Annotated in this window: 16 protein-coding genes; 13 read left to right on the forward strand and 3 right to left on the reverse strand. The window is 58.8% G+C overall.

Annotation, left to right across the window (positions count from 1 at the left end; translation table 11 throughout):
• Positions 1 to 30 precede the first annotated feature (30 nt).
• Both atpD and ROTMU0001_RS01765 read left to right on the forward strand, forming a co-directional pair.
• Positions 31 to 1,494, forward strand: coding sequence for a F0F1 ATP synthase subunit beta (gene atpD, locus ROTMU0001_RS01760; RefSeq protein WP_005507810.1), 1,464 nt, complete (start codon positions 31 to 33; stop codon positions 1,492 to 1,494).
• 2 nt (positions 1,495 to 1,496) lie between these two features.
• Positions 1,497 to 1,754, forward strand: a complete 258-nt coding sequence (locus ROTMU0001_RS01765; RefSeq protein ID WP_005507812.1) for a hypothetical protein — start codon at positions 1,497 to 1,499, stop codon at positions 1,752 to 1,754.
• Between the two features lie 200 nt (positions 1,755 to 1,954).
• Here the strand turns inward: ROTMU0001_RS01765 and nucS are convergent, their stop codons facing one another.
• On the reverse strand, positions 1,955 to 2,668 hold the full coding sequence (gene nucS / locus ROTMU0001_RS01770; RefSeq protein ID WP_005506450.1) for an endonuclease NucS: 714 nt from the start codon (positions 2,666 to 2,668) through the stop codon (positions 1,955 to 1,957).
• A 56-nt stretch (positions 2,669 to 2,724) separates the two neighbouring features.
• On the reverse strand, positions 2,725 to 3,132 hold the full coding sequence (locus tag ROTMU0001_RS01775) for a hypothetical protein (RefSeq protein WP_044142111.1): 408 nt from the start codon (positions 3,130 to 3,132) through the stop codon (positions 2,725 to 2,727).
• Positions 3,133 to 3,276: 144 nt separating this feature from the next.
• Here ROTMU0001_RS01775 and ROTMU0001_RS01780 point away from each other — a divergent pair, with 144 nt between their 5' ends.
• The 3 genes from ROTMU0001_RS01780 to ROTMU0001_RS01785 all read left to right on the forward strand — a co-directional run bounded on the left by ROTMU0001_RS01780 (position 3,277) and on the right by ROTMU0001_RS01785 (position 5,014).
• Positions 3,277 to 3,741: a hypothetical protein gene (locus ROTMU0001_RS01780; RefSeq protein ID WP_044142118.1), complete on the forward strand. Its 465-nt coding sequence runs from the start codon at positions 3,277 to 3,279 to the stop codon at positions 3,739 to 3,741.
• Positions 3,742 to 3,784: 43 nt separating this feature from the next.
• Positions 3,785 to 4,111 carry an ATP/GTP-binding protein gene (locus tag ROTMU0001_RS08995; RefSeq protein WP_080548151.1) on the forward strand — a complete coding sequence of 109 codons (327 nt, stop codon included), beginning with the start codon at positions 3,785 to 3,787 and terminating at the stop codon, positions 4,109 to 4,111.
• 84 nt (positions 4,112 to 4,195) lie between these two features.
• The gene (locus tag ROTMU0001_RS01785; RefSeq protein WP_005507816.1) at positions 4,196 to 5,014 is read left to right on the forward strand and encodes an alpha/beta hydrolase; all 819 of its coding nucleotides are present in this window, start codon (positions 4,196 to 4,198) and stop codon (positions 5,012 to 5,014) included.
• A 171-nt stretch (positions 5,015 to 5,185) separates the two neighbouring features.
• Here ROTMU0001_RS01785 and ROTMU0001_RS01790 read toward each other — a convergent pair whose 3' ends face one another.
• Entirely contained in the window at positions 5,186 to 6,472 is a 1,287-nt protein-coding gene (locus ROTMU0001_RS01790) for an AI-2E family transporter (protein WP_005506447.1), read from the reverse strand.
• A gap of 294 nt (positions 6,473 to 6,766) precedes the next feature.
• Here ROTMU0001_RS01790 and ROTMU0001_RS01795 point away from each other — a divergent pair, with 294 nt between their 5' ends.
• From ROTMU0001_RS01795 to ROTMU0001_RS01830, 8 genes are all read left to right on the forward strand, one after another.
• On the forward strand, positions 6,767 to 7,783 hold the full coding sequence (locus ROTMU0001_RS01795) for a co-chaperone YbbN (protein ID WP_005507817.1): 1,017 nt from the start codon (positions 6,767 to 6,769) through the stop codon (positions 7,781 to 7,783).
• Between the two features lie 271 nt (positions 7,784 to 8,054).
• On the forward strand, positions 8,055 to 9,053 hold the full coding sequence (locus tag ROTMU0001_RS01800) for an ABC transporter ATP-binding protein (protein WP_005507818.1): 999 nt from the start codon (positions 8,055 to 8,057) through the stop codon (positions 9,051 to 9,053).
• Positions 9,029 to 10,705, forward strand: coding sequence for a hypothetical protein (locus tag ROTMU0001_RS01805; protein ID WP_005507819.1), 1,677 nt, complete (start codon positions 9,029 to 9,031; stop codon positions 10,703 to 10,705). The genes ROTMU0001_RS01800 and ROTMU0001_RS01805 overlap by 25 nt, the downstream gene beginning before the upstream one ends.
• Positions 10,706 to 11,000: 295 nt before the next feature.
• Entirely contained in the window at positions 11,001 to 11,300 is a 300-nt protein-coding gene (locus tag ROTMU0001_RS01810) for a DUF3039 domain-containing protein (protein WP_005506434.1), read from the forward strand.
• Positions 11,301 to 11,630: 330 nt separating this feature from the next.
• The gene (locus ROTMU0001_RS01815; protein WP_005507820.1) at positions 11,631 to 13,418 is read left to right on the forward strand and encodes a DEAD/DEAH box helicase; all 1,788 of its coding nucleotides are present in this window, start codon (positions 11,631 to 11,633) and stop codon (positions 13,416 to 13,418) included.
• Positions 13,419 to 13,737: 319 nt separating this feature from the next.
• The gene (locus ROTMU0001_RS09000; RefSeq protein WP_005507821.1) at positions 13,738 to 15,183 is read left to right on the forward strand and encodes a hypothetical protein; all 1,446 of its coding nucleotides are present in this window, start codon (positions 13,738 to 13,740) and stop codon (positions 15,181 to 15,183) included.
• 450 nt (positions 15,184 to 15,633) lie between these two features.
• A complete protein-coding gene (locus ROTMU0001_RS01825; protein ID WP_005507822.1) occupies positions 15,634 to 17,025 on the forward strand; it encodes a hypothetical protein in 1,392 nt (463 codons plus the stop codon).
• Between the two features lie 47 nt (positions 17,026 to 17,072).
• A complete protein-coding gene (locus tag ROTMU0001_RS01830; RefSeq protein ID WP_155115029.1) occupies positions 17,073 to 17,285 on the forward strand; it encodes a hypothetical protein in 213 nt (70 codons plus the stop codon).
• Positions 17,286 to 17,320 lie beyond the last annotated feature (35 nt).

Consider the following 17,320-nt stretch of genomic DNA (forward strand, 5'->3'; position numbering starts at 1 on the left):
CTGTCCAAACTTTCTAAGTAAGTGAGAAATATGACTGCCACCTACAACGAATCGGTCTCCGCACCGACTCAGGGCGCAACGGGTCGTATTGCCCGCGTCATCGGCCCCGTGGTCGACGTCGAGTTCCCCGCCGGTCAGGTCCCTGAGATTTACAACGCTCTGACCACCGAGCTGACCCTCGACGGTCGCACCCGCACCATCACCTTCGAGACCGCACAGCACCTGGGCGACTCGATCGTTCGCGCTATCTCCCTGCAGCAGACTGACGGCCTGGTCCGCGGTCAGGCTGTAGTCGACACCGGCGCACCGATCTCCGTCCCCGTTGGTGACGGCGTGAAGGGCCACATTTTCAACGTTCTCGGTGACGCACTCGACGTGCCGAACTCCGAGATCAAGGCTGACACCTACTGGCCGATCCACCGTGCCGCTCCCGGCTTCGCAGAGCTGGAAGGCTCCACCGAAATGCTGGAGACCGGTATTAAGTCCATCGACCTTCTGACCCCCTACATCAAGGGCGGTAAGATCGGTCTGTTCGGTGGTGCAGGCGTGGGTAAGACCGTGCTGATCCAGGAAATGATTACCCGTGTGGCTCGTAACTTCGGTGGTACCTCCGTGTTCACCGGTGTTGGCGAGCGTACCCGTGAGGGTAACGACCTGTGGGTCGAAATGGAAGAAGCAGGCGTTCTGAAGGACACCGCTCTTGTGTTCGGCCAGATGGATGAGCCCCCGGGAACCCGTCTGCGCGTGGCACTGACCGGTCTGACCATGGCGGAGTACTTCCGCGATGTTCAGAACCAGGACGTGCTGCTGTTCATCGACAACATCTTCCGTTTCACTCAGGCAGGTTCTGAGGTTTCCACCCTGCTGGGCCGCATGCCCTCCGCAGTGGGTTACCAGCCGAACCTGGCGGACGAAATGGGTCTGCTGCAGGAGCGTATTACCTCCACCCGTGGTCACTCCATCACCTCCATGCAGGCAATTTACGTGCCTGCGGATGACTACACCGACCCGGCGCCGGCAACCACCTTCGCGCACCTGGATGCGACCACCGAGCTCTCTCGTGAAATCGCATCGCGCGGTCTGTACCCGGCAATTGACCCGCTGTCCTCCACCTCCCGAATTCTGGACGCACAGTACATCGGTCAGGAGCACTACGACACCGCAATTCGCGTGAAGGCTATTCTGCAGGAAAACAAGGAACTGCAGGACATCATCGCGATTCTGGGTGTGGACGAGCTCTCCGAGGAGCAGAAGATCGTCGTGGCACGTGCACGTCGTATCGAGCAGTTCCTCTCCCAGAACACCTACACTGCAAAGCAGTTCACCGGTGTCGAGGGTTCGACCGTTCCGCTGAAGGACACCATCGAGTCCTTCCAGATGATCTGCAACGGCGATGTCGACCACATCCCCGAGCAGGCGTTCTACAACATTGGTGGTATGGACGACGTTATGCGCCGCTACGAGGAAATCAAGGCACAGACTGGAGCTAAGTAATCATGGCTCTGAAAGTTGAAGTTGTTTCCCGCGAACGCGTCGTGTGGACTGGCGAAGCGAAGTACGTTCGTGCACGCTCCGTCAGCGGTGACCTCGGCATCCTGCCGGGTATGATCCCCACCTGCACGCTGCTGGCACAGGACGGCGAGCTGCTCATTGAACCTGTTGAGGGTGAGCCCATTAAGACCATCCTCAACGCAGGTTTCTTGACCGTCTCGAACGATCACGTGACCATCGCTGCAAAGCACGCAGAGATCTAAAGCCGGTTCCCCGCAAAGGGAATTGACCACTGTGTACACCTCGCCGGTGTTCTTCCCTGAAAGGGGAGGGGCACCGGCGATTGGTGTATCCGGGGGGGCAGGTCGTGTGCGCAGAAAGATCGGTATACGCAGAAAAGGGGCGCCTCCCATGTATCGGGAGGCGCCCCTCAAGCTATCTATAGCCGCCTAGCTAGAGCCGTTTAGAACAGACGGTCAGCTGAATCGTCCACGCCGCGCATCGCGTCGTAGTCCAGGCTCACGCAGCGGATACCGCGGTCCTCAGCTAGGGTACGAGCCTGCGGCTTAATCGTCTGCGCCGCAAACACGCCGCGCACCGGTGCCAGCAGGGGGTCACGGTTGAGTAGCTCCAGGTACCGGGTCAGCTGCTCCACACCGTCAATATCGCCCACACGCTTGAGCTCGACCGCCACGGAGACGCCGTGCGCATCCTTCGCCATGATGTCTACCGGACCGATAGCGGTCGGGTACTCGCGGCGTACCAGCGAATAGCCCTCACCGAGAGTGTGGATCTGCTCGGCGAGCAGACGCTGCAGGTCAGCCTCCACACCGTCCTTGATGAGGCCGGGATCAACACCCAGGTCGGTGGCGTGCTCGTGCTCGATCTTGTAGATACGAATCATGAGGCGGTCATCGCTCTTAGCTGCCTGAACGGTCCACAGCTGCTGAACATCGGATTCCAGGTCCTCACGGATGCTCTGCGGAACGTCCTCACGCTCAGCCACCAGCAGGGAACAGGGAGGGCTCATCCAGTTCAGAGGCTTGTAGGAACCGCCGTCGGAGTGAATGAGGACGGAGCCGTCATTCTTGACCATCAGCAGGCGGGTAGCGCGGGGCAGGTGGGCGCGGAGGCGGCCCTCATAATCTACGGAGCATTCAGCAATGACAATACGCATCCGTCCACTTTACCAGTAGTGGGTCATTGTGCACACGCCGTCTGCGGGTTGGTTATTTATAGTCTCTCCCATGTGTAGGGTAGGCCCACGTGGGAGATACACCCAGTCTTGAAATACTGTACCGCACACTCAAAAGCCTGCTCTTGAGTCACTAATTCGTGTTCCGTGAAGAGGCTCAGCTGCCCACCCACCAGTATCTTAACTGTTGCTGTGTCACTCATCTGTGGGTTTCTGACGTTTAGAATGGTGCCCTCTTCACATCCGGTGAGTACATACCGTTGGGGACCTCCGCCGATCATGAGGTGGTTGTTATCGGGGTCTTTACTGGGATGATACAGGCTGAGCAGGGTGTGGTGGTTGGTGCCCAGACGTTTCAGTAAGGCCAGCAGTTCCCCCGTTGATGCGATGGTGTGCTCTGTATCCTCGCTGCGGTTTCCAACCCAGTGATCAAGAATAGCTTCCATGCGGCATTCTCCTAGGTGCGCTCATCATGATGTGGGTGATACATGAGTATATTTTATAGTGTATGCGGGGGCAGCGTTGTTTCTTTGCCGCTGATAGCCCGGTGAGAAAAACCGAATACTTGAAACAATCAGAAAGTGCAGGCTATGAAAGATTTTGCGTATGGTCAGCCATTAGAAGCAACTGAGGCGGAAAAAGTAGTGCAGCGTCTTATCCGTGTCTTTTTCAGAGGACATATGCTCTGCTCAACACCTAATAGCTCAAACGAAAATACAGTAAGTTTCTCGTATAAGCGACCATTCGGATGCGAAAGCGGCCAGCCTCAGCTGGTTCGCCCCCACCGGCTGGGTGAGCTTTTTCCTCACCAAATGCTTTATGTGCTGCGGCATTATGTGTATGACGGTCTTCAGTTGCCTGTCTTCACTGCTCTCAGCAGCGAGATCCAGCACGATTTAGAAGACGTGGATTCTATTAATTTCTACGAGCACGCCTATATTTTTGATAAAAATTTTTCGCGCTGTTTTTACGTTATGGATTCTTGCAATCTTTACGGCAATACATATGAGGCTATCCTCACCGAGTATGCTCCTTTAGACGAGACCCTGGTATAACCTTTAAAACTGGAATGGGTAGTGGCGCGGTAGAATAGGGCTCATGGCACGTAAGAATCATCCCGGCAGGCGAGCATCCGGCACCACCAGCGATAAGTGGCACCGTCAAGCACCCGCAGGGCGTGATATCAGCAGGATTCTCGACCCTGCGCCCCGATTGGAACGTGACCGATACGGTGACTGGCTGGTGCAATACATTCCCGCCGTCAACGCCCAAAAAACCTACACCTGCCCCGAATGCTACCGCCCGATTCAGCCCAGAACAGCACACCTGGTGGTGTGGCAAGAAAGCCACACGATGGGCCGTAGCCGCGCCATCGACGAGCGCAGGCACTGGCATCAGCATTGCTGGCGCACCCGCCGTAAATAGGCTGAACACTGCACTTGAGGTGCAGCCTAAGACCACATTTTTGACCAAGACCACATTCTCGAATCCATTTCTTGAAGGAACGCAATGAGCAACACCGCCGATATCACCCGCGAGCAGGAATTCGACCCCGCCCGCTACGTCTTCAGCACCGCCGCTGAGCCCACCCCCATTAAGGCACGTACTGTGCTTCCGGCACGCCGCGAGAACTTCACCGTCACCACCGCGGACGGCAAGCGCCTCGTCGGTGAACTCGCCCTGCCCGAAGGCGAAATCAAGGCAACCCTGGTGACCTTCCACCCGCTGCCCACCCACGGCGGCTACATGGACTCGCACGTATACAAGAAGGCGTCCTTCCGCCTGCCGGCGCTGTCGAACATCGCGGTACTGCGTTTCAACACTCGCGGTACCTCCTCGATTCGCGGCACCAGCGAAGGCGTCTTTGACGGCGGCTTTGCCGAGAAGAAGGACTTCGACGCAATCCTGAAGTTTGTACGCGAGCGCGCCCTGCCGAACCCCTGGCTGGTCGGCTGGTCCTTCGGCACCGAGCTGGTGCTCAAGTACGCGCCCGAATACGCTAACGAGTTCACCGGCGCTATTCTGCTCTCCCCGCCGCTGCACCGCGTGCACCCGGCTGAGCTGGACGAGTGGAACAAGATCTCGAACCCGCTGTACGCGCTGGTGCCCGAGCACGACGACTACCTGCAGCCTCCGGCGGCGCGTGAGCGTTTTGCGGCTGTACCGCGCACTCAGGTGATTCCCTTTGAGGGGTGCAAGCACCTGTGGGTGGGCGAGAAGTCCGTGCAGCAGGTCCTCAACACCGTGGTCAGCATCGTGACCGGTGTTCCCACCGAACTGCCCACTGAATACAGCGGCCCGGTGGCAGAAGAAATCACTGAGCTCTAAAGGTTCGGCATAAAAACGCTGCATAAAAATATCAAGGCGGCGGCTTTGGATAGAACATCCAAAGCCGCCGCCTTCGTATCTATACGCGATGCGTGCCCCGCGGGAAGAGTAACGAGAGTGTAGAGAACCTACAACTGTTTACAGCTGGAGGTGACTACAGTTGGGCGGTGACTATAACTGGTCTTGGCGAGGAATGAACACCTCACGCACCAGAATCAGCATGGAAGCCGCCGCCGGAATAGCGATCAGCGCGCCCAGCACGCCCCAGAGCGCGCCACCGGCAGCCACCGAAATAATCGCAACACCGGCAGGGACCGATACAGCGCGAGCCATAATACGCGGAGAAATCAGGTACGCCTCCACCTGCAAGTACAGGAAGTACGCCACCGCAAACCACAACGCAAGGCTCCAGCCCTGGGTCAGCAGAATCAGTGAGGTCAAAATCAGCGCAATCACGCCACCAACCAGCGGAATGAACGCCAGAATCATGACGACCAAAGCCATCAACTGCGGGAAGCTGAAGCCCACAAACAGCATAATAAAGAACGCCACAAAAGCATTCAGAACAGCAACCAGAGCCTGACCCATCACGTAGTTACCCACCGACTCGGTAATCTTGTCGGTAATGTACTTGACACGCACACGCTTAGACGCCGGCGCCAGGCGCACACCCCACGCCTTGATGGTGTCCATTGAAGTGAGGAAGTACAGGGACAGGAACAGCACAATAATCACGCCGGTCACGCTCTGCGCCAGGGTAGAGCCCGCAGAAACCAGGCTCGACATGAAGCTATTGACCTGCGAAGAGGAGAACGTTGTCTCCAAGAACTTCGGGATGTTCTCATTCACCCAGGTGCTGATATTAAAGCGCTGATCAAGCTCGTGGTACCAATCAGAATCAATCGTGTTCTGATAAATACCCGGCGCATACTGGATAAATTTAGAAGCCTGCTCGCTAATAACCGGGCCAATCGTCATGACCAAACCGGTCACGGCGCCAGCAAAACCAGCAAGCACAGCAATCACGCCGATACCGCGCTTAATGCCCCACGACTCCAGGCGGCGCACAATCGGATCCAGACCCAGAGCAATGAAAATAGCGCCGGTCACCCAACCCACCAAAGCACCCACATTATTGAAAATGTAGTAGGCGAAAAGCGCCAAACCCACGCCAACGGTCATGAGGAAACCAAAAGCAACCGGGTTGTGCATCATGGAGGTCTTGCCGTTGCCGACCACCTTCGGTGCGGGAGGCGCATCCTCAGAAGCGGCGGGGACCACCGGAATAGTATCCGTAGGAGGCATGGAAGCGCGGCGGCGGTTAGAACGCACCTGGCTAATGCTTTCGGTCAGCTCGCTGAAGGTCTCCGTTATCTGGTCGGTGAGGGATTCCTTCTTGCGTGGCTCGTCGGACGATGTTGTCTCTTCGTGAGCTGCTGAGGCTTTCTTCTCGCTCATGCTCTTCCTTTCCGGATCATTCCGGGTATTTTTCTCTACTGTGCCATTCTACCGGCTGGTTTACTGTGTTACGGCGTCAACGGTGAATCCCAAAGACAGGGGAGCGCATGTGGGAGAGATAATTGCGGGGCGGTTTCAGGCAATAGCCCAAACGCTATCCCCGGCATGAGCTCAGAGCGTAGGCGACAGAGAACGGGCGCTCGCAACGGTGCGTTGTGGGGATAATAGAGGAAGGAACGCGTGAAGGATCTAGCCCGCACGCAACAATAGATACAGAACGTAAAGGAGCCCAGGATGAGCATTATTTTTGATCCGGCAGACCGCGGCGCATCCCAGAACGCGGCACAGGGTAACGTCGCGCAGGGTGGTGCAGCACAGAACGGGGCAGCGCAGGAGATTCCCGCCTCCGTACGTAACGCCATGGAACTGAACCCCAACGCCGGGGCACAGAACGCAGCGGCACAGTCTGCTGGCGAACAGGGCGGCGAGCAGATCCCCTCCGCTCCCACCTGGCGCTACGAGGTCAACACCCCCGAAGAGTTCCAGAAGTTCGTTCAGCTCTCCAGCCAGGGTGCCGTAATTTTTGCGCTCTACGCGCCGCACTCGCCCTCCTCCCTGCAGATGCTCGAAGGCGTGCAGAAGCTCGTTGACTCCGCCGCAGGTAGCATGATTTGCGCCGCCGTGGACGTCACCAAGCTCCCCGAAGCTGCCCAGGCATTCGGCGTGAGCGGCGTGCCCGCGGGCGTTGCCGTTCTGGCGGGCCGCCCGGCACCGATTTACACCGGCCCGGTCAGCGCAGAAGACCTCGGCGATGTGCTCTCCCAGGTTCTGCAACTCGCGGCACAGTACCAGCTGCCCGGCGGCTTCGACCCGGTCGTTCCCGAAGATGAAAAGCCCCTGCCGCCCCTGCACGCAGAAGCTGTCGCCGCCCTCGACCGCGGCGACCTGGAGGGTGCCCGCGCCGCATACCGCAAGGCAATCACCGAGAACCCCGGCGATAAGGAAGCGAAGCTCGGCCTGGAACAGGTTGAACTGCTCGCCCGCGTGAAGGACCTGGACATGGCAACCGAACGTGCGGCCGCCGCGGCAGACCCCATGAACATTGACGCCGCGTTCAACGTAGCCGACCTGGACCTGGTCGGCGGCCACGTGGAGGACGCGTACAACCGTCTGCTGCGCCTGTTCAGCGCGGTAGGTCCCGACGATAAGGCGCGCGTGCGCGAACGCCTCGTGCAGCTCTTTGACGTGGTGGGTGCATCTGACCCACGCACCGTCAAGGCGCGTGCGGCACTGACCATGGCGCTGTTCTAAAGAGGCTCCCCGGTGTGGCAGGGGAAACTTCCACGAGAGATACCCTCCGGAAGATTTGCTCCGGTATATCCGGGATGATGTGTCACGGGCGGGCCGCCGCCTCGTTCGACCCATAGGGTCGGCGGGGTGGCGGCATCTTCACTGTGGGGCGCCCTGCGAACGGCTTCTCTGCGAATGGTCTTGAACGCCCGGACTGTGAACAAATGACATTTTTGAGTATCTTTCAGGAAAAGGTATTTTGGCTGATGGGGGGGGGTGGTAGGGTGAAAATATGAACACTAGTCACTTTCCCCAGAACCCGAATCCGCAAGAACCAGGTTCAGAACAGAACCCGGTACAAGAGACCGCAGTAGAGGCAACCCCCGCCGCAGCAGTACCTCAAGCTAGAGTCCCCGAATCTGCAGCTCCGGAAGCTACAAACCTCGAGCCTGCAGCTCCGGAAGCTGTAGTTCCCGCATCGGTAGCACCGCAGCTACCCGTCACCCCGCAGGCCGCACCGACCGCTGGCGCCCGCCCCGCCATCGAAATCCGCGGCCTCACCAAGGCATTCGGTCAGAAGGTCGCCGTCGACCGCATCAACCTGGATATCCCCTCCGGATCCTTCTACGGGCTGGTCGGCCGCAACGGTGCCGGTAAAACCACCACCATCTCCATGGTCACCGGCATGCTCATGCCCAGCGAAGGTACCGCATACGTGCGAGGCATCGACATGTGGACCGAACCGCTCAAGGCGAAAGCACACCTGGGTGTGCTGCCCGACGGTGTGCACCTCTTCGACAAGCTCACCGGTGAGCAGCTCATCACCTACTCCGGCTACCTGCACGGAATCGATAAGGAAACTGTCGCCTCCCGCGTCAAGGACCTGCTCGTGGCCATGGACCTGACCGACGCTGCGGGCCGCGCCGTTGCAGACTACTCCGCCGGTATGACAAAGAAGATTGCGCTCGCGGCCGCCCTCGTTCACGCGCCCTCCGTGCTGATTCTGGACGAGCCCTTCGAGGCGGTCGACCCGGTTTCCGCCGCTAATATTCAGGACATTCTGCGTGGCTTCGTTGCCTCCGGCGGAACTGTCATTATCTCCTCGCACGTGATGGACCTTGTCCAGCGCCTGTGTGACCACGTGGCCGTCATGGACTCCGGCCGTATTCTCGCCGCCGGAACCGTCGACGAAGTACGCGCCGGCATGAGCCTTGAAGAACGATTCGTGCAGCTGGTCGGCGGCCGCACCTCCTCGGAAGGATTGTCATGGTTGGGCACCTCGTCTCACTAAAGTGGCAGTATGTGCTCGCTTCCTTCCGCCGTAGCATCTGGGCGCTCATCGGCTTGATTTTTGCGGCGCTCTACGCGGGCGGCATGCTCTTCGGTCTCGGCTCCACATACGTGATTGCTAATTCGAAGGTCCCCGAATACGGTCAGCTCGGAACCCTCCTTGTGGGCACCGTTGTGGCGCTCGCCTGGGCAGTCGTCCCTATCTTCTTCAGCGGACTGGACGGCACCCTGGATGAGAGCCGATTCGTGCTCTTCCCCATCAAGCCCTCCACCCTGCAGAAGGGTCAGTTCCTCGGCGGGTTCGTGGGTATCCCCGGCATCGCGAGCATCATTGCCGTGCTGCTGGGTGCTATCGCGTTTATATCGCAGCCGCTCGCGCTGGTCGTGTACCTCATCTGCTGCGTGCTCGGCCTTGCGAACCTCATGGTGTGGGCGCGTCTCGCCAACCGCCTGGGCATGGTGCTGAACGATAACCCGCGCATCGCCAACACCCTGATGATCGTTGCCGCAATGCTACTGATGAGTGCCGGCTTCATCTTCGGTGGAACGATGATTTACCTGACCAATCATTGGGAAGAAGTGCTGCCCTACCTGCCCTGGCTGGGCGTGACCCCCTTCGGTTCCGCTTTTGCTGTGCCCTACTTTATGGCGACCGGCAATATGGGTGCAGCCCTTGGCTGCCTGGCTCTGACCCTCGTCTACCTGGTTGGTGGATGGTGGCTGTGGGGTAAGAACCTCGCACGCTCCATGGCGAATGTGGGTGGTGGCGCCCACCACGCGAGCGCAGCTGAAGTCGCCGCAGGTGACCTGGGCTTGTTCGCTCGCTTCCCCGCAACTCCTCGCGGTGCCGTAGCGGCACGAACCCTGCACTCATTCCTGAAAGACAACCGTCTGCAGATGCTGACCGCAAGCACCGCCATGATTTACCTGATGCTGACAGTGGCCATGCCGCTGTTCCTGAGCTCGGTAGGCTCCTTCGAAAGTCAGGTCAATTTCAACGGTGTTAACGCGGCTGAAGCCAACCAGATTATCAATAGCGGCGTTATGCAGCTCTTCGGATTCTGGATGTACTTCTGCACCATTTTCACCGGCTACTACATGTGCTACCTCGTCTCCTACGACAACACCGCATTCAGCCTGCACGTGCTCTCCCCGCTGCGCGGTATTGACGACCGTCTTGGTCGTCTCTGGGGCTACAGCATCCTGACGGTTCCGGTCGTGGTGGTGATGGTGTTCGTCGCCTGCGTAGCAAATGGACACCTGGAACTTTTCCCCATCGTGCTGATGCACCAGCTGGGCGTGTTCGCTGCGGCTGCAGGTATTGGATGCGTACTGGATACCTTCATTAGTCCGCCCGTGGCGCCTCCCGGGGCTAACCCGTTCAAGAACCCGAAGAACACTGACGGCTTCGCTAAGCAGCTGCTGCTGATGCTCTCTATAGTTTTGGTGATGCTCAGCGCGCTGCCCGGCGGTATCTCTGTTGTCGTGTACATTTTCCGCACGCAGGATGTGCTGACCCTCGTCTACGGTGGCTTGATTCAGCTGCTGATTGGTGCTGCACTGCTCGTGGGCGGCGTGGCGTGGGGCGGCCACCGCTACGACAAGGTCAGCTCCAAGATGCTGGAACGTGTGGCACGCTTCCAGGCGAACTAACAAGAGTCGAAGCTCCAGCACATCAGGAATAAACGAGAGGGGTTCCGTGTTAGGTACTAAGCCTGGCGCGGAACCCCTTTTCTGTGCCGCACGAATTTCTAGCCCTGAACTTCTAGCGGAAAGAAGCTCACTGCAATACCTAAGAGTCTATGGTTGAGCTGTGGCCTGCCTCCATATTGACCGCCCGTGGGCTCAGTACCTCCCAACTGCTACTAAAATAGAGAAGGCGCCGATCACCCAACCGTGCAGCGGCGCCCCTCACCCTATGTATCCCACCTCATCATCAAGGAGAAACATGAGCTCGATCGAAGGCATCGAAGACCCCTTTGGCCCCGGAACCGCAGGCGGCACCGCCCTGCTCGAACGCGAAGAAACCCAGCTTTCTGAGCCCGGCGACCACGAGCGCTTCTCCCACTACGTACGCAAGGAAAAGATCCTCGAATCGGCGCTGACCGGTGAACCCGTACGCGCCCTCTGCGGCAAAATGTGGGTACCCGGCCGTGACCCGCAGAAATTCCCCGTCTGCCCCCAGTGCAAGGAAATCTACGAAGGCCTCGCACCCGGCAATGACGGCGACAACGGCTCCGGCGAATAATACGCGCCAGGCGACACGCCTCAGACAATACATCTCAGACAATACGCCTGAATAAATACGAATAAATAACACGCCGCAGCAACAAGACTCAACGGTCCAACACCGCTCATGAGACTTTGCTGACGAGCACCAAATTCTTGCACCACAGCCCGGCAACAACCTGCGGATGTGGTGCTAGAATTTAACCTCGCTGTGCCCGGACCGCCAGAGGCTAAGAACACCAGAGCGCTAGGAACACCAGAGTGCCCACCACCTCCATACGGGGGAGAAGCGCCCCTGCGCTGAGTCGGCGGAAGGAATCAGTAGAGGTAGACGAGGAAGAAGGAGAGAATGAGCGCACCCGCAGAGGAACCCACACTATTCGACAGTATGGTGAAGCCGAAGCTCTCCCCGGCATACCCCGACCGCGCCCCCTGGGGTACTTCCGTCAGCCTGCGTGCCTGGCAGGCAGAAGCCATGCAGAAGTACTTCGAAACCAACCCCCGCGACTTCATGGCAGTCGCAACCCCCGGCGCGGGTAAAACCACGTTCGCGCTCACCCTCGCGAAGGAACTATTCAACCGCGGCACGGTCCGCCAGCTCATTGTTGTGGCGCCGACCGACCACCTGAAAAAGCAGTGGGCAGACGCCGCCGCGAAGGTCGGTATTCCCATTGACCCGAACTTCAAGAACGCGGATGTGACCATCAGCCGTCACTACAAGGGTGTGGCGCTGACCTACGCGCAGGTGGCGAATAAGCCGCAGCTGCACGCCCGCAACACCGAGGAAACGAAAACCCTCGTGATTTTTGACGAAATTCACCACGCCGGTGATTCCCTTTCCTGGGGTGACGGCCTGCGTGAAGCGTTCGACGACGCGACTCGCCGCGTGGCGCTGACCGGTACCCCGTTCCGTTCGGACACCTCCCCGATTCCGTTCGTCACCTACGAGGTTGATAATGACGGAATCCGCCGTTCTAAGGCAGATTACTCTTACGGTTACGGCCCAGCGCTGAAGGACCACGTGGTGCGCCCGGTCATCTTCATGGCGTACTCGGGCCAGATGCGTTGGCGTACCTCCGCCGGTGAGGAAATGGCGGCAAACCTCGGCGAAGGTTTCACCAAGGACATTACCTCCCAGGCGTGGCGAACCGCCCTCGACCCCAACGGCGAATGGATCCCGACCGTACTCGCGGCGGCCGATAAGCGCCTGACCGAGGTGCGCCGCACCGTGCCCGACGCCGGTGCGCTTGTCATCGCAACCGACCACGCGGACGCCAAAGCCTACGCCGAACAGATTCAGAAAATCACCGGCGAATACCCCGCCGTGATCCTCTCTGACGACCGTGAAGCCTCCGCAAAAATCGACGAATTCCGTGAAGGCATGCAGCGCTGGATGGTCGCCGTGCGCATGGTGTCCGAAGGCGTGGACGTGCCCCGCCTCGCCGTGGGCGTGTACGCCACCAGCACCAGCACTCCGCTGTTCTTCGCGCAGGCGATCGGCCGTTTCGTGCGTGCCCGCAAGCGCGGCGAAACCGCCTCCGTGTTCCTGCCGTCGGTGCCGCAGCTGATGATGCTTGCCAACGATATGGAAGTAGAACGCGACCACGCCCTCGACCGCGGCGCACCCCAGGAAATCGACCCCATGGTTGAGGGCCTGGACGATCACCTCCTCGAAGAAGCAAACCGCGAGGAACGCGCCTCCGAGCAGCTGGCACGCGGCAAGTTCGAGGCGCTCGGCTCCGAGGCGTCCTTCCACGGTGTGCTGTTCGACGGCGCCGAGTTCGCCTCCGGCAACCTTGCCGTGGGTAGTGAGGAGGAGCAGGACTTCCTGGGTATTCCGGGTCTGCTGGATGCCGAGCAGGTCGGTACGCTGTTGCGAGCGCATCAGCGTGAGCATGCGGCACGCCGCCCGGCGACTGCGGCGCCTTCGGTGGTGGATCACCGCCAGTTGAAGGAGCTACGCAATAAGTTGGCGAAGAATGTGGCGGCGTGGTCGATTCGTTCGGGTCAGCCGCACGGCGTGATTCATAATGAGCTGCGTAAGATTTGTGGCGGCCCGGCGGTCGCGCAGGCTTCTGCTGAGCAGATTCAGGCGCGTATCGATAAGCTGTCGGACTGGTTCGTAGGCCGACGCTAGAACGTGGATAGAACGTAAAGAGAAGCCCCGCGGGTGTGTGCGCGCTCGTGGGGCTTTTCGTGTGCATAAAATGCAAAAATGTTGGGTTTGCGGCACGATAATCATGGCAGCGCGGAGATAGAACGTGTAGCCTAGTGGGGGTAAGTTCTTTAGAAAACACGGCATGGTCGCCGGGCTCAGGGAACTTTCCATTGATGCGCAGCATGTAGGTCTATGCTGGGTCATCAAAACTTTAAGAAACACCATGCAACCAACCCAGGATGGCGCGCCCCGGGATAGTGCGCACTGGGACGGTTGCACCAACCATTGAAGGACAGTGATGTCTCATATTTCTCGCCGTAAGGTCGTGAAGGGTGCCGCCTGGGCAACCCCTGTCATTGCGGCCTCTTCAGTAGTGCCAGCTTACGCTGCGTCTCCTGAATGTACTACTTTTTCAGACACGCCTTTTATCTCTATCAACGGCGATAATACCCGCCGTGTGGAAGAACAAGAATACGTTCACCGCCGCTACTCAGGTGTAAAGCTTCGATTTGAGTTGATTGGCGGCGCTGGGGCCACACTTCACGGAAAGAGCACTCGAGGGGGATCGGGCGCGAAAGTTACCGGAATCATAGATCTTGACACTCCAGCTATTGTCGAAGTTGTCGCGGGCGGCGGTGGTATGTTTGGGCTCCGCGGTTATGGACATGGTAAAGAGGAGGATTACAGCGAATATCGACTTGATGGTATTCAAGGTGGGGCAGGTTTCGGAGACGGAGGTAGTGTTCCCAGTGTAAGAATTCCTCAAGATATTATGCGTGAGGTCGAATCCCGCTGGGCAGAGGCTGGGCAGTGGGATAACAGTTACAATCCTCAGCTCCCCATGGACGAACTTCACGGTTGCCCTGGCGGCGGTTCGTCTGCTCTTCTCGTCAATGGGGAGGTCATCGCGGTTGCAGGTGGCGGCGGAGGCGGAGCTTTCATCGCGAAAACGTATACCACCCCACCTAACGCGCACCATTTCCCCGGTACTGTAAATGTTCGTATGATTGGTCCGGAAGACCTCACGAGTGGTCCTTCATATAGCGCGGGTGGATCAGCTGAACGAGCACGTGGGGATGATGCCACGGCCGGTCGTATGTACTACGCTCAGGACTCGCGTATTCACCTAAACGTTGAAGGCGGTAAGGGTGGAGGCAACGGCATCGGTGGTGCCGGTGGCATCAAGCCCACGGTGTTGAAGGGCACCCCTAACAGGGTCTTTAGCTTTAGCAGTCAGAATAACCAGGTCATTTATAGTTCTTCGACTGCAGGCAATCCTGGTACCGGTGGACTACAAGGCAAAGGTGGAGATGGCGTAGTTTCTATAAGCTACCAGCTTGATAACAACGAGCCAGAAGACGGATACCAGAAGAGTAACTTGGAAGTTATTGAAACCCCCGATGGTGACCGATACGAGATTGGGTACGAGGACGTAGCCCCCTACTTTAACGGCGCGCAGATTATTGTGTCCGGTGCTGGTGGCGGTGGCTACGGCGGTGGCGGCTCCGGTGCTGCCCTCTCACAGTCATGCATTACGATTGCCCAGAAATGGAATAACAACCCGAAGGGTATTCGACAGAGTGTGGGATATACATTGATAGCTGGTGCTGGAGGTGCAGGAGGGTCCTACCTTGCCCCAAATGTTATAGAAGGGGAAATTTCCAGCGCTAACAACGACCATGATGGACATCAGTTCGCATCTGACGGTAGCGCGGCAGTGTACCTCTGTGATCTTGGCTGGTAGTAATTTAGACGTCTATAACGGGTAGTCTTTGTCTGATGCGAAGCCCCGCGAGTGTGTATGCGCTCGCGGGGCTTTTCGCGTGCTCGTAATATTTGGTCGCATAAGCAGAGATGACCCTCAACTAGAGCCTTATGCCTGTAGGGTAGAAGAGGAGGCGATATCCACCACCGAACGCAATCTTCGGCACGGATACCTCCCCGTTCTTAGACACCGGCCAGAATGAATAAAAGGGCAGTGCTGAGTGCATGAGCGGTGCACATATAGAGAAACACCAGGTCACCGTTTCCCAACCACGCACACCTGAAGCACCACATTTTCCGCTTCACAGCTGAGGCAGCAGTGTAGCACCTGATGAGCCCCGCCTCCGGGGAAGCATCAGCCCGGCACAGCCTGCCGCCCCGCGCGCGGTAGGGGAGCGAGCACCTGAACTAACCACACCGAAGGACATTGATGTCTACTTACATTTCTCGCCGCAGGGTCGTTGCGGGTGCCGCGTGGGCCGCCCCCGTCATTGCCACCTCGGCTGCTGTTCCCGCGTTCGCTGCATCCCTGGACTGCGTCTTTGCTGACAGCCCCCACAAGTTCTTGAGGGGATATAGTGACTATCGTGTAGAAGAGGAATTCACCGTCCCCGCCAACGTGAGTAAGCTTCGCTTCGATATTTTTGGTGGTGGCGGAGTCAGCGACACCGGCCACGAAAGCGGCTCGGGCGCCCGAACCACCGGAATCGTTGAAGTGAAGCCGGGACAGACGGTTCGTATCATTGCGGGCGGCGGTTCTGGGGGAAACTACCACCGCCGGGGCAGGCTTACGACTGACGGGCCCGGACGAGGCGGTCGTGGCTACGGCGACGGCGGCGACGCACCCCGATTCACTATGCCTGCCGAAGTGGTGGCTGAAGTGACCAAACGTTACCCGGGCGCCCTCAACTGGAGGGAACTTGAAGACGGTCCTAAAGGTACCGTTGAGGTTTATGGACACCCCGGCGGCGGCGCCTCGGCACTGCTGATTGACGGCGAAGTTATCGCTGTTGCAGGCGGTGGCGGTGGCGGCGGCGTCACCTACTCCTACACCTCAGCGCCTCATGCTAAGCATTTCCCCGCTGTTCTTGATGCGAGCGTGACGAATTTTTACCACCCGACTGATCCTCCCATTCGCAGCTTTGCGGGTAGCGGTTTGAGCACTCGCGGTGGAGACGCCACCACGGGCACCCAGTTCTACACCCACAGCCTGAACACTAAGGTATCTGTTGACGGCGGTAAGGGCGGAAACAACGGCGCAGGTGGAGCGGGTGCTGCTAAGCCCGAGGTGCCGACCGGTAGCCCCAACCATATCTTTAGCTACGACAGCCAGAATAACCAGGTGCTGTACAGCTCTTCGACCGCAGGTAACGCGGGCGGCTCCGGCTTTAAGGCTAAGGGCGGTAATGGTGCTGTCGCTTATAGCTACCAGCTCGACAATAATGACCCGAAGAACCTTGAAGTGCTGACTCTGCCCGGCGGCGAGCGCATCGAATTCTCTGCCGAGGAGACCGCTGCCGAGTTCAACGGCTACCAGTTCGCAATGTCCGGAGGCGGTGGCGGCGGCTACGGCGGTGGCGGTTCGGGCGCTGCGCTGGCGCTGTCTGCTATTACGACCATTCAGAAGTGGAATAACAACCCTGCGGGCATCCGCCAGAGCGTGAGCTACCTGCAGTTCTCCGGTGCCGGTGGTGCGGGTGGTTCGTACCTGTCGCCGCGCGTTATTGAGGGTGAAATCTCTAACTCTATGAACGCGATGAGGACCGGCATTAACGTCCATGATGGCGAGGCCAAGGTGTACCTCTGCGAGACTAAGGGTTAGTCTAACGCCCTCTCAAGATTGAGGGGTAGAAAAGCCTGCGAGTGTATGTGCTCGCGGGCTTTTTCGCGCCCGGAAACGCCGGCTCCAGCTACGCCATTAGCCCGGTCTGCGGCCTGGAATGGGTACGCGGCGGCTCCGGTGGTGCAGGCGGATCCTACCTGGCGCCGAACGTGCGTAACGGCGCAATCATTGGCACTAAGGAGGCGCCGGCCGGCCCGAACGTGCGCGTGAACGGCATGGCGGAGGTTCGCTTTAAGTAAGCGGCTCAATCTGCTACATAACCGTAGAGGTTTTA

Source organism: Rothia mucilaginosa ATCC 25296 (assembly GCF_000175615.1).
GTDB lineage: Bacteria > Actinomycetota > Actinomycetes > Actinomycetales > Micrococcaceae > Rothia > Rothia mucilaginosa.